General features: G+C 51.8%; 12 protein-coding genes. 11 read left to right on the forward strand and 1 reads right to left on the reverse strand.

Features of this window, described 5'->3' with window-relative positions; translation table 11 throughout:
* The first annotated feature begins 154 nt into the window (after positions 1-154).
* On the forward strand, positions 155-1,756 hold the full coding sequence (locus tag AC2JF8_RS03170) for an ATP-binding cassette domain-containing protein (RefSeq protein WP_500729582.1): 1,602 nt from the start codon (positions 155-157) through the stop codon (positions 1,754-1,756).
* Positions 1,746-3,338: an ATP-binding cassette domain-containing protein gene (locus tag AC2JF8_RS03175; RefSeq protein WP_500761074.1), complete on the forward strand. Its 1,593-nt coding sequence runs from the start codon at positions 1,746-1,748 to the stop codon at positions 3,336-3,338. Before AC2JF8_RS03170 ends, AC2JF8_RS03175 begins: the two co-directional genes overlap by 11 nt.
* 271 nt (positions 3,339-3,609) lie before the next feature.
* On the opposite strand, the gene AC2JF8_RS03180 is transcribed toward AC2JF8_RS03175, so the two are convergent.
* Entirely contained in the window at positions 3,610-4,968 is a 1,359-nt protein-coding gene (locus AC2JF8_RS03180) for an HD domain-containing protein (RefSeq protein ID WP_500761077.1), read from the reverse strand.
* Between the two features lie 202 nt (positions 4,969-5,170).
* Here AC2JF8_RS03180 and AC2JF8_RS03185 point away from each other — a divergent pair, with 202 nt between their 5' ends.
* From AC2JF8_RS03185 to AC2JF8_RS03225, 9 genes are all read left to right on the forward strand, one after another.
* The gene (locus AC2JF8_RS03185; RefSeq protein ID WP_500761080.1) at positions 5,171-6,346 is read left to right on the forward strand and encodes an MFS transporter; all 1,176 of its coding nucleotides are present in this window, start codon (positions 5,171-5,173) and stop codon (positions 6,344-6,346) included.
* A 154-nt stretch (positions 6,347-6,500) separates the two neighbouring features.
* The gene (locus AC2JF8_RS03190; protein WP_500729586.1) at positions 6,501-6,905 is read left to right on the forward strand and encodes a YwiB family protein; all 405 of its coding nucleotides are present in this window, start codon (positions 6,501-6,503) and stop codon (positions 6,903-6,905) included.
* Between the two features lie 45 nt (positions 6,906-6,950).
* Positions 6,951-7,499, forward strand: a complete 549-nt coding sequence (gene rpoE / locus AC2JF8_RS03195; protein ID WP_500761083.1) for a DNA-directed RNA polymerase subunit delta — start codon at positions 6,951-6,953, stop codon at positions 7,497-7,499.
* A 123-nt stretch (positions 7,500-7,622) separates the two neighbouring features.
* Entirely contained in the window at positions 7,623-9,242 is a 1,620-nt protein-coding gene (gene pyrG / locus AC2JF8_RS03200; RefSeq protein ID WP_500761086.1) for a CTP synthase, read from the forward strand.
* 128 nt (positions 9,243-9,370) lie between these two features.
* On the forward strand, positions 9,371-10,645 hold the full coding sequence (gene murA / locus AC2JF8_RS03205) for a UDP-N-acetylglucosamine 1-carboxyvinyltransferase (RefSeq protein WP_500729589.1): 1,275 nt from the start codon (positions 9,371-9,373) through the stop codon (positions 10,643-10,645).
* 247 nt (positions 10,646-10,892) lie between these two features.
* On the forward strand, positions 10,893-11,768 hold the full coding sequence (locus AC2JF8_RS03210) for an ABC transporter ATP-binding protein (protein WP_500761089.1): 876 nt from the start codon (positions 10,893-10,895) through the stop codon (positions 11,766-11,768).
* 5 nt (positions 11,769-11,773) lie between these two features.
* Entirely contained in the window at positions 11,774-12,511 is a 738-nt protein-coding gene (locus tag AC2JF8_RS03215; RefSeq protein WP_500761091.1) for an ABC transporter permease, read from the forward strand.
* Between the two features lie 53 nt (positions 12,512-12,564).
* Entirely contained in the window at positions 12,565-13,713 is a 1,149-nt protein-coding gene (locus tag AC2JF8_RS03220) for a sensor histidine kinase (protein WP_500761093.1), read from the forward strand.
* A complete protein-coding gene (locus AC2JF8_RS03225) occupies positions 13,706-14,311 on the forward strand; it encodes a response regulator transcription factor (RefSeq protein WP_500729593.1) in 606 nt (201 codons plus the stop codon). The genes AC2JF8_RS03220 and AC2JF8_RS03225 overlap by 8 nt, the downstream gene beginning before the upstream one ends.
* Positions 14,312-14,958: the final 647 nt, after the last annotated feature.

Here is a 14,958-nt window from a genome sequence, read left to right on the forward strand (position 1 = left end):
CCGTCACCCAAAAATGGTGGCGGGCTTTTTGCTGCGTAAAATTGACCACTTGGGTATGCACAGCGCCCACTTGCTTAAATTTCAATGCTTTTAGAGGATGATTAGAGTTTAATAAAAATAAGCAAAAAAACGAAGAAGTGAAGGGATGGGAGCAATGTCATTAAAGGGAATCATAAGGGTTAAGCCGCTGCGGGCAGCTATCATCATGCTGGCTTGCAGTGCGTGCGCACTCGCATCGACAGCGTCAACTTACCTGCTCAAATATGCCATTAACGACCTGACTGCCAACAAGTGGTGGCACTTTGTCTTATGGCTGCTAGCGTTCGCCGCCGGTGACCTGACTGCGGTTCTGCTGCGCGCGGCTGCCACCTACCTGTACAACAAGCAGGTGCAGGATTATTTTCACCAGGTGCGTGGAAAAATTATGAACAATTATTATGCACAGGGGACGGCCAAGGTTGCAGAGATGCAGAACCAATTGGGCAACAACCTGAAGGTGCTGGCAGATGACTATGCGCTGCCCTGGATGCGGGCGGCGCAAAGCCTGCTCAACGTCGCGCTGGCCCTCACCGCCCTGTTCACGCTGCACTGGTCGATGATTGCGTCAACCGCAGTTACCGTCACAATCGTCCTGCTGCTGCCTAAAATCACTGAGAAGAAGATGGCGCAGGCCTCGATTAACGCAACAAGAAAAAACGGGGAGCTGCTCGACGCAATTAAGAACTGGTTCGCGGGACTAAGCGAACTGCGCCGCTACAAGGCGGGAGGGCGCTTGGACCAAGAAATCACTCAGAGCAGCCGGGCACTGGCCCGAGCCAACATTGCCAAGAAACGCTACGAGGGCATTTCGACGGGCATTAACGGCCTGGGCAACGCCATCGGTCAGGTGGGCACTGGCTTTTGGGGCGGAATCCTGTACTTCAGCCGGCAGGTCAGCCTGGGCGACTGGTTCGTGGGTTCTGAATTTACCTCAACGATTTTTAACGGTCTGTGGGAAATCATCAGTGCAATGATCAGGATCAAGTCGACGAAGAAATTGCGCCAAGAAGTCACCGAAGTTACCCAACCGGTTGCCACGAAGCCGCAGAGCACAGTCGTGTGCGGCGTCCAGAGCAAGAATCTGGTGGTCAAGTATGATAACGGTGAAACGATTGCCTACCCCGACTTCAAAGTCAACAGGGGCGACAAGGTGCTGCTCGTCGGCGACTCCGGTGCCGGCAAGTCAACCCTGTTCAAGGTCATGCTGGGGCAGGTCGAGCCCGCAAGCGGTGAATTGTTTTTTACCGATGAAAAAGGACAGCGGGTGGCCCCGCAAGAAGCACGCCTGGGCTACATTGCCCAAGATGCCAGCCTCTTTCCGGACACGATTGCCAACAACATTACCATGTTTAGTTCCAAGTTGGCAGACCATGTTGATCAGTTTGTGGATAAGGTGCGCCTGACCCCAGATTTGGCGCAGTTCCCTAGTCACGGCGAGACGGTCATTGACCTTGATCAGGACAACTTGTCGGGCGGTCAGAAGCAAAAGGTCGTGCTGGCCCGGGCCGCAATTCATGATGCGCAGTTCCTGCTTTTGGATGAGGCCACCAGTGCAATTGATAGTCGGACCACGAGCGCGATTGTGGGCGAGCTGCTGGATACGGATGCGACCGTTATCCTAATCGCACACAACTTCAGACCGGAACTGGCCAGTCGCTTTGACTACCAGATTCACTTGCGGGCAGATAATAAGAAAGGCGAAAAAAATGTCGATTAAAGATTACTACAAGCAAAACCCCCTGCGCTTCATCCTCATGATGGGCAATGACGTTATCATCTACGCACTCCTGATTGTCTCAACCGCCGTGGTAATGATGGAAACGACCGCAATCCAGCAGCGCAACTGGCCGGCCTTTCTGGTGCTGACCCTGACCAGCTTTGGCATTGTTCTGGTTAACTACTTGCTGCAGGGCCTGAACGATTACCTGGTAGCCGAGCAGAATGAGCTCTACTACGTGTTTTTGCGGCAAAAGATCACGCAGCACTTCTACCACGACCACTTGTCCCACCCGGTGGCGCAGGTTCAGAACCGGCTGACTAACGACCTGGTGCAGAACCTGGAAAACTACCTGGAAGCCTTCATGGAATTTATCGGGGGACTGACTATCCTTGTGTCGGTGGTCGTCTTGCTGCTTGCGCTACACTGGAGCCTGCTATTGACGATCATCGTCATGGTGGCCGTCTCGCTTCTGTTGCCCAAGTTATTGGAAAAGCAAATGCAAAGGGCGGCACTGCGGATCTCGGAAAGCAACCGCAAGTATCTTGACAGTCTGGGCAAATGGCTGGGCGGTCTGGACGAACTCAGGCGTTACCTTGCTGGTGAAAAGCTCTTCAGCGTTACCAGCAAGGCGGGTAAAAAGTTGGAAGACGCTAACGTCAAGCAAACCGCCGTGCTGCAGGAATTGGCTGTGGCCAACGGCCTGGTGTCGACCCTGTTCAGCCTGATTTTATTTGTGCTTGCAGGCTATCTGATTAAGCGGGGACTGGTCGTCTTCGGCGTGATTGTCGCTGTCGGCAACTGCAGTTACTACCTGACCACGGGCATCCAGCTGATGGTTGAAGCCTACGGCAGAATCAGGGGCACGCAGAAGCTTAACTACGAAATTGCTGCTTCCGCCCGTCCCGTTGCAGAACCCCAAGACCAAGATGCAGCTGCCCCCGCTGCAATCAGCACGCGCAGCCTCAGCCTGCAGTTTCCTAGCGGTGAATGTCTGTACTTCCCCGACATCGACGTGCAGAATGGTGAAAAGATTCTGTTAACCGGCGACTCCGGTGCCGGCAAGTCGACCCTGCTTAAGCTGATGCTCGGCCAGCTTAGGGCCAGCTCGGGTACAGTCACCTTTTTGGACGAAGAAGGAAAAGCGGTCAAACCCGACATGGGCCGCGTAGGCTACATACCACAGGAACCGGTCCTCTTCCCGGCCAGCATCGCCGACAACATGACGATGTTTGCGGATAAATTAAAGCAGTTTCTGCCGTCGCTTGTGGAGAAAGTCCAGCTAACTAGCGACATTGTCAAGTTTGACCGTGGGCTGGACCAGCCAATTGACCTGAACAAGCTCAATATTTCAGGTGGTCAGCGGCAAAAGATTGTGTTAGCGCGTGTACTGGCCCACGAAAGCACGGTCATCCTGATTGATGAGGGCACCAGCGCAATCGACCAGAAGGCCACGATGGCAATCCTCAGGGTAGTTGCATCAACGCCCGCAACGGTCATCTTCATCGCCCACAGTTTCAACGAGGAGATGACGCAGCTGTTTGACCGGGAGATTCACTTGGAGAAATCGTCAACGCAATAGCTTACAAAAATAGTGCTGGATCATTAAATGTCACAAAATGATTCAGCACTGTTTTATTCTTATTAACTGATTTATGCAAAAGAGACCCTGCCCCTGTGTAGCTTTGGCAGGTTACAGACAATTCGACACCGCTTTAGTATCTGGCCTACCGCCTATGAAGCGGCTTGCCCGGGAAACTTTGCACTAGCAAGGCTTCTTTTTCATTTGTTGCAGCTTGTCTCACCAAGACAGGCAAACTTGAGGCGCAACCGCATTTTTGCCGGTGGCATTTCTACTTGCGCGGCCGCCGGAGGTAGCGCAAGTGCCCGTTTTTAACGTAGCGCTGGAACTGCTGGTAGAGCGGGTCGAAGATTTGCGGTTCACTACTGTCGGACATCATCACCTTGGGGAAGAAGAAGCGCTCGTCGCCCTGCAGCGTGCCGCTCAATGCCCGCACGAGTGGGCTCAACTGGGATAGTTCAATCAGCTGGCCGTCATTCTGCATGAGTTCAATCTGGCTGTTGGCGTTTTTGCCCGTGGGCTTGTATGCGTCGTAGGGTTCGTCAAAGGCAGAATTGGTGTCGGTGTAGTATGCGGGATCGAAGCCGGCCTGCTTGATTAGTTCCCGCATCTTGGGCAGCAGGTTCTTCGTTTCCTGGTCGATGCAGACGCTGGCAAAAGGCTTCCTGAACAGGTAGCGGCTCGTCAAGTCGTCCAGGATCAGGTCGCCCGACCTGGTCCACATTGAAAAGTTGGTTTCCATCACCCCGTCATCCAGCTTAAGGTAGTCTTCTAGGGTCCAGTTGCCAGCCAAAAACTTGCCCAGACTTGGCGTGACCTGCAGCTTGCCCTGCTGGTAAATTGTCTTTGCCCGTTCAAGCAGGTGCTGCAGAATCACCTCCATCGACCGGCCCACCCGGTGGAAGTAGACCTGCTGGTACATCTGGTAGCGCGCAACAATGTAGTCCTCGACCGCGTGCATGCCGGCCATCGTGAAGCAGATGCCGCCCGCGTACGGTCTGATTTCCTGCAAAATCCGCGACAGGTCAAACTCGCCGTAGGTAACGCCGGTGTAATAGGCATCACGTTCGAGGTAGTCCATCCGGTCGGCGTCCGCCTGGCTGGAGATCATTTTCACCACCTGGGGGTTGGGGTAGGTCTTGGCGATGACGCTGGCCACCAGTTCGGGGAAGTTGGGCGCGACGCGGTGCAGAACCTGGTTGATTTCCGTATTGGGGTCCGTAATGATCTTCTGGCCGATTTTTTCGTGGTTCGTGCCAAAAAGATGCTCAAAGGTATGCGAGTACGGCCCGTGACCGATGTCGTGCAGCAGCCCGGCACACTCAACGAGCAGGCGGTTGTCGTCGTCCCATAGCCCGTCGCGGGGCGTGCGGGACGGGTATTTTTTGGCAAAAATGTTGCAGATGCGGCGGGTCAGTTCGTAAACGCCCAGGTTGTGCTCGAAGCGGGTATGCGTAGCACCGGGGAAAACGTACGCAATTGGCCCCAGCTGTTTGATGCGGCGCATGCGCTGAAATTCTTTGGTTTTTAAAATATCCAGGATTACCTGATCCTCGATGTGGATATACTCGTGGACGGGATCACGCAGGACGACCTCTTTGGTTAATTTAGTGTTGTGAAATTTAGGCATGTTAAGTCCTCAAAATTTGCTTGGTCAGTAATTGTTAAAAAACGTCTAGTTACCTAAATTATAGCAAACTTGCGGTTCTAGGGTTAGAACAAGTCGCTAATCTGGGTGATAAATTAGAAAAAAATAATAAAAGCAATTGCACACGTGCAAGATTGGGGTATACTTAGGATGAATTTGTGCATAAGTATTCAGAAGGAAACACATGATCGAAAAGAAATCATATTTGGCCTCGCGGCTATTTTGTGGACTGGGCAACTCACTGTATGGCCTGGTCTTCACCTGGTGGCTGCAGGTGCAAACCAATAGTTCGACCGTTGTTGGCATCGCCAACGCTATTTTTTCAGTGACTGCGGCCCTGGCGATTTTTTACGGGCCGTTCATTGACAACCATTCCTACAAGAAGACCAGCATTTACGCCATGGTCATCCAGGTGGCCCTGACTTTTCTTCTGACCGCCGTCATTGTCTTCATGACGCATAACTATGTTTTGGCCATTGTCATTGCCGGATTACTGTCGATCTGCGACGAGTTCTTCGGTCCGGCCGACCGGGCTCTTCTGAAGGGGGCGGTGCCCGATGAGGGTGCGATGACCAACATCATTTCCAAGGTCAATATCATTGACCAGGTCGTCAGCATTGCTGGCACGGCACTTTCCGGCGTGCTGCTGGTCCTGATAACGAGCGGCCAGGTTATCCTGCTCTGCGGCTGCCTCAGTTTGGTGGGCCTCTTTTTCTTAATCCGTGCGCTAAAAGATGTTCCCGTGCAGAACCATGACCAGGAAGCGGCGCAGTTCGACGCGGCGAATTACTGGCAGCATGCGATCAGCGGCTACCGCTACATTAGGAAAAACAGCTTTTTAAAGCGCTACTTTTGGTCGTCTCTTCTGTATTCATTTGCGGCGCCGGCAATGATTCTAATACTGCCCCGCGTTGCGCAAAAAGCGGGCAAAGCATCATGGTACAGCACCTTCTACATTGTCTTGATGCTGGGCTTCATTTTAGGGGCACTTTTTTCCGGGCGGATGGCGGCCAAGAGCAAGACGGTGGCCTGGACCTGGATTCTCAGTGCGCTTCCGCTGGGGCTGATGCTTTTTTGTGGGACGAACCTCATCGCCTTCGCGGTGCTGGTTTTTCTTTTTGCCATGGTTACCAGCGTCCACAATATCCTGGGCGAATCAAGGCAGCAGACGGCGACCGCCGACCGCTACCTGGGGCGCGTTCTGACAACGATCAGAACCGGCACGCAGGTGGGCGGACCGGTCGGATCGATTGCGGCCGGCCTTCTGCTCGACCACGCGGGCGCGCAGCCGCTGATTATCATCTGCTGCGTCTTGGTTCTGTTGGGCGGGCTCAACATGCTGCTGGTCAAAGAAGACTAGGTTCGTTTTTGCCCGTTGCGCGGGCGCACGCAATAAGCGCAGTCTATGGTAGAATTATAGGCAGATTGAGCCGGACCCGGTAAATGCCGGCTTGTGGGCAATTTGCAGCCGGATTTTGGCAATTCGCGGCTTGTGAGGAGAAGATATTCGGGCAATGACTAAAGTGAAAATCGACTTTACCAGCATAATCAAACAGGAGCAGGAGAGCGCCACCTTTAAGAAAACCGCCAGGGGCGAATTAACCGCGGCGGGCGGTGCGACGCGGATTTCCTATTTGGAAGACGGAGTGGTTCCCGTCAAAATTCTGGTTAAAGAGGGCAACGTGATTATCAGGCGCGGCGGGGACAAGCAGAATTACTCCCAGCTGCACTTCGTTCTGGGCGAGCGCAAGGATTGCCGCTACGTGGCCCAGGGCTACCAGATGGATCTGGTCAGTTCCACCAAGACAATTAAATTTTTCCCTAAAAATGACGGCACGCAGCAGCTGCAGATTGAATATGACCTTTATAGTGGTCTATACTTAATAGGTAATTATGCCATCACGTTGATTTTTACTTAAACGCCTAGTAAAATAATAAGGATTGGTAAGAGAGAGGAATGCATTGTGGGACTAAACGACTTTAAAGACAAAAATCGCAACGAATTATCGATGATTGAAGTTGCTCGCGCAATTTTAGAAGACAACAATAAGAGAATGGCCTTTGCTGATATTGTTAACGCTGTTCAAAAATTTTTGGGTGTGAGTGACGAGGAAATTAGGGAACGTTTGCCCCAATTTTATACGGATATGAATACCAACGGCGAGTTTATCTCAATGGGGGAAAATATCTGGGCGCTGCGTTCATGGTTCCCATACGAATCGGTTGACGAGGAGGTCAACCACCCCGAAGATGAGGACGAAGAAGATACCAGTACGCACCACAAGAAGGTTAATGCCTTCCTGGCCAGCGCAACCGGTAGCGACGACATCATTGACTACGATAATGATGACCCCGAGGACACCGATCTGGACGTAGCCGCGGACGATGAGGTTGACGACTTTGCGGACGATGACGATTTTGTCGATCCAAACGATGATGACGACACCGAACTTCCGGACGGTATCGAGGGCCAGTTGTCGGAATTGGCTGACGATGACGAAGACGAGGAGTAATTTACTTGACTTCAGGACATAAAATAGATAATATTTAGCTTGGGCACCCTATGTGCGATTATGCTCCCGTATGGGAGCTTTTTTTATTTTTTCAGTTATTTTTTGCAAAAAGGAGTTTGGCTAATGACAAAATATATCTTTGTTACGGGTGGCGTTGTTTCTTCCTTGGGTAAGGGCATTACCGCGTCGAGCCTGGGGCGGCTATTAAAAAATCGGGGCCTGAAGGTGACCATGCAGAAGTTCGACCCCTACGTCAACATCGATCCCGGAACGATGAACCCCTACCAGCACGGTGAGGTCTTTGTCACGGATGACGGAACGGAAGCCGACCTGGACCTGGGGCACTACGAGCGAATCGTGGACGTGCGCACTAGCAAGTATTCCAACGTGACGACCGGCAAGATCTATAAGGAAGTCTTGGAAAAAGAGCGCCGTGGCGACTACCACGGTGCAACCGTCCAGGTAATCCCGCACATTACCGACATGATCAAGCAGAAGATCATGCGGGCGGGCCTGACTACGGATTCCGACGTTGTGATTTCGGAAATTGGCGGCACGGTCGGTGATATTGAATCAACTCCGTTCATGGAGGCAATCAGGCAGATGCGCCGTGAGGTGGGCGAACAAAACGTGATGTACATCCACTGTACGCTTGTGCCCTACCTGCACGCCGCGCGTGAAATGAAGACCAAGCCGACGCAGCATTCGGTTGCCGAGCTGCGCAGCATCGGGATTCAGCCGAACATGCTGGTACTGCGGGCAGAGATGCCGATTAGCCAGGACCATAAGGACAAGATTTCAACCTTCACGGACGTTCCGGTTGACCGCATCATCGAATCGATCAACGCACCGTCCTTGTTTGACCTGCCGCTGTCCTTCCAGGACCAGGGCATGGACCAAAAGGTCTGCGACTTTTTGCACATCGAAAGTCCGAAGAAGGAAGCCGACATGGCGGAGTGGAAGCGGCTGGACGACCGCGTCAAGAACCTGAAGCACACGACCAAAATTACCCTCGTGGGCAAGTACATCGAGCTCGAAGATGCGTATATTTCCGTCACCGATGCGCTGAAGCACGCCGGTTACGCATATAACAGCAATATCGTGATTAACAAGGTTCAGGCCGAAGACGTCACCGATGCCAACATTGCCGACTACATGAAGGACTCCGACGGCCTGATCGTTCCCGGCGGCTTTGGCACACGCGGGCTTGAGGGCATGATCACCGCCATTAAGTACGCCCGTGAGAACGACATCCCGTTCCTCGGCGTTTGTCTGGGCATGCAGATGGCAACCGTTGAGTTTGCCCGCAACGTCTTAGGGCTGCAGGACGCCAACTCCACTGAAGCCAACCCTAAGACCAGGCACAACGTGATTGACATCATGGCCGACAAGCGGGATGAGGAAAACATCGGCGGCACCCTGCGGCTTGGTCTTTACCCGGCCGCACTGAAGAAGGGCACCAAAACCGCTGCCGCTTATGACAACCAGGACGTCATCCAGGAACGTCACCGCCACCGCTATGAGTTTAACAACGAGTACCGGGAAGCGTTTGAAAAAGCCGGGATGACCTTTGCCGGCGTTTCACCCGACAACCACCTGGTTGAGGTAATCGAGCTGCCCAAGAACAAGTTCTTCGTTGCGGCACAGTATCACCCCGAATTTTTGAGCCGGCCGCAGAGACCGGAAGGCCTCTACAAGGCCTTCATCGGTGCTGCATCGGGCCTGACCGAAGAAAAGCTCTAACAGGCTAAACCGAATGATCCCAAAAGCTGAAATTTGAACGGGGGAGACAGAAGTCTTCCCTTGTTTTTTCTGTTAAATTCCTTTAACATTATTATTACAAAAAGAAATAGAAAAGGAAATTTTCGCCAATGAAGCAAATGATAATTCATGGTGGAAAGCCCCTACAGGGCGATGTCTGGATTGGTGGAGCCAAGAACTCAACCGTGGCGCTGATTCCTGCGTCCATCTTGTCGCGTACCCCGGTGACTTTGGAAGGTGTTCCAAGGATCGCGGACGTCGGCAACCTGATGGATTTGCTGAGTGAAATGGACGTCGTGAGCGATTTTCACCGAACAACCCTGCACATTAACCCGGAAAACATTAAGATGAGCCCATTGCCGAGTGGCAAGATCAAGAGTTTGCGCGCCTCATATTATTTTATGGGTGCCCTTCTTGGTCGTTTTGGCAAGGCTGTTGTGGGCTTCCCTGGCGGGGATGATATTGGTCCCCGTCCCATTGACCAACACATTAAGGGCTTTGAGGCCCTGGGTGCATGCGTTAAAAATGACAATGATCAAATAACAATTACGGCTCCTGCCAGCGGCTTGCAGGGAGCCACTATTCACCTGGAAATGCCTTCCGTTGGCGCAACCATGAACATCATCATGGCCTCAGTGACGGCGCACGGGCAGACGGTGATTGATAATGCCGCTAAAGAACCAGAAATAATCGATTTAGCAACATTTTTGAATAATATGGGTGCCGTAATTCGTGGTGCCGGGACGGATACAATCCGGATCAAGGGCGTCGACCGGCTTGAGGCCCAGACGCCGCACACGATTATACCGGACCGCATCGAGGCTGGGACGTACATTGCGCTTGCCGGCTGCATCGGCAACGGGATTTGTATTCATAATATTATTGAAGAGCACCTTGATTCATACCTGGCCAAGGTTGAGGAGATGGGGATGGTCATCGAGGCCGCCGAGGATTCACTGTACGTTTACCCGGCGGGCGACTTGAAAATGACGCAGATCAGGACGGGGGCCTATCCCGGCTTTGCAACGGACCTGCAGCAGCCGGTAACGCCGCTTCTGCTCACGGCCAAGTCCGGCGAGGGCGTCATTATTGACCAGATCTACCCCAAGCGCATCGGTCACATCGCGCAGTTGCGCAAGATGGGTGCCGACATCAAGGCTGAAGACAACATCATCTTGGTGCACCCGACGACGTGTTTGCACGGCACGACTGTTTCGGCTGGCGAAATCCGCGCCGGCGCCTGTCTGATGATTGCGGGCCTGATGGCAGAGGGCGAAACCGTAATCAACAACGCCGGCAATATTTTGCGTGGCTATGACCGCGTGCAGGAAAAATTGCGCCTGTTAGGTGCGGACGTCACGATTCAGGACGTGCCGGATAAATAGGAATAACGAAAAATACCTGTGGAATGATTTCCGCAGGTATTTTTACGTTGGGTTTGAATCGGAATAAATATGATGGCTAGAAGGGCATGAAGTTGCGAGACCTCATGCCTTTTTGGTGCCCAGTTTGACCGGGATGCCTATAACTCATATCTATATGACATCTGTCATGCAAGCTTGTGACGTTTATGACTTCTCCGGCGATTGGGGGATTGCTAAGCTAAGGTCATTATTTAAAAGGAGCTAAATCATGACCGAAATCATCACGAGCAAAAACCTCAGTAAAAGTTATGGCAGTAAAACCATTTTGGAAAACCTTGATTTTACTATTCACGCAGGCGAAGTAGTCGGCCTGCTGGGGGCTAACGGCGCGGGAAAGACCACCCTAATTAACTTGCTGCTGGGGCTGCAACCCAGTTCTGTCGGCAGCATTAAGTTGTTCGGGCAGGCACCCCAAACCCAAGTCGTTAAAAGGCGGATCGGCGTCATGTTTCAGGACAACTTGATTATGAAGCGGGTTCGGGCCAGTGAACTGCTGGAATTGATGAGGACGGCCTACCCGCAGGCATTGTCAATGAAGCAGTTGGAGCAGGTTGCCGACCTAGGCGCCAATCGCCATAATTACGTCGACAAGCTGTCGGGTGGCCAGCAGCGCAAATTAAACTTTGCGTTGGCCCTGGTCGGTGATCCCCAACTCTTGGTTTTAGATGAACCAACCGCGGGCATGGACACCACTAGCCGTCATGGTTTCTGGCGGTACATTCAAAAGTTGGCCGCACAGGGCAAGACAATAATCGTCACCAGTCATTACCTTGCGGAGATTGAAGGTGTTGCAAGCAGGATTCTCTTTTTGAAAGATAGGCACTTGCTCCACGACGGCTCCTTGGCAGCCCTGCGGGCTAAGTTTAGCCGGAATACGGTCGAGTTTGTGAGTGCCATAGCGGTGGACCAGTTGCACCTGACGACGGGTCAGCTGGAACTGCACGAAGGGCAGCATTACCGCTTCTCTGTGACCAACGTCGACCAGTTCCTGCAGGAATTGGCACCGCAAATGACGCAAATTCAGGATCTGCAGATTCATCAAACGACGCTGGATAATATTTTTGAGCAAATTAACGAGGAGTAAACGATATGAAAAACTTTCTGGCATTGACACAGGTTAACTTCAAACGGCTGATTTTGCGTAATTTACGCTTTTTTGCCTTCGACATTTTGTTCCCCGCGGCCTTTTACCTGGTCTTCACCAATGTGATGGGCAAGGGGATGCCTGGTAATTTTAAGCAGACATACCTGGTGAGCATGCTTCTCTTTGCGACGTTGTTAAGCTCTATCATCACGGTTTCAAACAACACACTGGATGATAAAGACCAACACTTTTGGCGGTTGATGGACGTGACCCCACTTAGCAGAACGACGTACTACGCATCATTCTTCCTCACTATTTTGTCTTTAACGCTGGTTGAGGTGCTGGCAATCGAGTTAGTGGGCTGCTTAATGGCTGGGGTTCACCTGTCCATTGTTGCCTGGATTGCTATTACGCTGCTGTCGACTTTAGGCAGCGTTACGCTGATGCTGCTGGGTGCCGCAATCACGTATCTGGGCGATGCCGGCATGGTCAACCTGATTTCTTCCATGCTTGTTTTCCCAATGGCAATGCTCAGCGGCTTGTGGTGGCCGCTGACGATGTTTCCCGCCTGGCTCCAAAGCATTGGCAAGCTGCTGCCGACGTATCAGACCGCAAACATAATTAACCAGCTGCTTGAGCAGCACACCTGGGCCCAGGCTTCATGCGCGGGCGAGCTGATCTGGCTAATAATTGGGGTTGCCTGTATTGTCCTTTTGCAAAGATGCCGGCAAAGGGCCGCATAATAATGATAGACTAGTAATTAACGTGTAAAATAGCAGAGAAAGGGTATGGACCGATGGCTTTTATCCATAAGTATATTTTGTTTCCTCGCCGCTTTGGGTTTGCGCCGTACCTGTGGCTACAGTGGCTGTGGATTCCGTTGATACAAATGTTTCCCTATCACACTGGTAAAGAAAAGCTGGCGTTAATCCTGTTAATGGTTTTTGCGTGGTTTTACCGCAACAGCTGGATTGTGACTCCGCAGCTGCAACTCTGGGTCATCGGCCAGTACCTGTTGGCCCTGGTCCTGATTTATTTGCAGGAGATGTTTTTCCTGTTTTTGTTTCCCGCCTGGGTCATCGGCTCCCTGCCCGTCTCCAAGAAGCTTTTTCGGCAATACGTGGTGACATATTACGCATTTGTTGCGGCGGGACTCTTGCTTCTCGTGCGGCAGGTTCCGCTCACTGTGCTGGCAACCTTCATTACTAGTAGCCACCACGTTGATTTGATTACGTCCCTGGTTTTTCTGTTGTTTGTTCTCCTTTCGCCTTTGGGAGGTCGGTCAATTCGCAATACTTACGTGCGGTCGGGCATTCTGAAGCAGCAGAACAAGCGTTACGAAATGCTGATTCGCCGCGGGGAACGGGACCGGATTGCGCGCGACTTGCACGATACCCTAGGTCAGTCCTTTGCAACCATCACGCTCAAAACGGAACTAGCCTGCAAGCTACTGACGCGTGATCCGGTGGCGGTCAAACAGCAGCTGGTCGAGATTCAGGCGGCTTCGCGGGGCAACCTAACCCTTGTGCGCGAGATTGTTACCGACCTGCGCCAGGTGACCCTGACCGAAGTGTTGGTTAACTTAACCGATAAGCTGGCCGGCCTAAATATTTCCCTAATTACGCAGCATGAGGAGCTTGCCCAAAAGTGGCCGGTTGCGGTCCAGGAAACAATTGCGGCCGTTTTGCAGGAAGCTTTGACGAACGTGATGCAGTACAGCCGGGCCGATGAGGTCAAACTGATTTTTGTCCAGGAAGGTGACCAGGCGCTGGTGACTATCAGTGATAATGGCCAGGGCTTCCAGCAGATTCGGCATGGTGCGCACGGCATCCTGGGGATGAAGGAGCGCGTGCACCAGGTTCAAGGCGAGTTTGCGATTAGCAACAATCAGCACGGTACGAAGATTAATTTAACCTTACCATTAAAGGAGCAGGCAGATGATTAAAATTATTTTGGCCGAGGATCAAGCAATGTTGAACTCGGCTCTAACCGCAATTTTAAGGTTGGAACCGGACTTGGCAGTCATCGGCAGCTATGGAAATGGCGCAGCTGCGTGGCGGGCAATCCAGGAAAAGGGCCCCGACGTTGTCCTGCTTGACATTGAGATGCCCCAATTGACGGGCTTGCAAATTGCGCAAAAGATAAAGGAGTGCAACCTGCCGACCAAGGCCATTATTCTTACCACCTTTGCCCACAAGGGCTACTTCGAACAGGCCGTAGCTACCGACGTCAAGGGTTACCTGCTTAAGGATAGTTCCAGCGATGACCTAGTGGATGCCATTCACCGCATCGTGGACGGCCAGACCCTGTATGCCCCCGAACTCGTGCAGTCGGTGCTGACCGGCGTCGCCGATCCGTTGACGGTTCAGGAACATAATGTGTTGACCGGGATTGCCGCCGGTTGGACCACGGCCGAGATTAGCACGAAGCTGTTCCTGTCGAACGGAACAGTCCGCAACTATGTTTCCGCTATTCTTAGCAAGTTAGCTGCCAAAAACCGCATTGAAGCGGTCAAAATAGCCCGCAGGCAGGGCTGGCTGTAAAGCGTGGTGGAGAATCGCTGCCGCAGGGCGGCCATTTAGGGCAACTGATTAGACGACAAATAGGGACCAATTTCTAAAAGTGGAAATTGGTCCTTTTTGGTGGTGATTGATTATGCGTTTGAATTTCAGAAAAATTGCTGAATAATGCTGCTGTTTGAAGCGCTTTTTGGTTGTGACAGGGTAGCTACTGCATCACCGATTAAACGCGGGGCTGCTGATTGCTGCTTGTGCTAGGGTACTTTACAAATTTGGTCAGCTACGCACGATTAATTTCCCTGCGTCCTGATGCAATTGTCACTCAGCTATGTTAGACAGCTGGACTTTCAAAAGTTTCCAAACCATTTTCGAAATAACAGTTGCTTGTTGCTTTTACCCTAGTTGGCACCTTCATTTTGACTATTTCATACTATTTGGTTACGTGCTAGTGCAAATTCTGATTTATGTTCATTAATAATCATGATGATTCACAGAAGTCAATAAACTTCACACTAACGGAGTGATAATAAAATTATATTAATTATTTAGTATTTAAAAATTTAACGATATCAACTATTCGAGCAAATAAATAATAATTTTGCATTTTTCACAGAACAGAAGAGTGAAAAACATCGCGCAATGTGCGGTACAATGGCTAGTGAAAGCGATTA

The sequence above is a fragment of the Lactobacillus sp. CA30L genome (assembly GCF_059900845.1).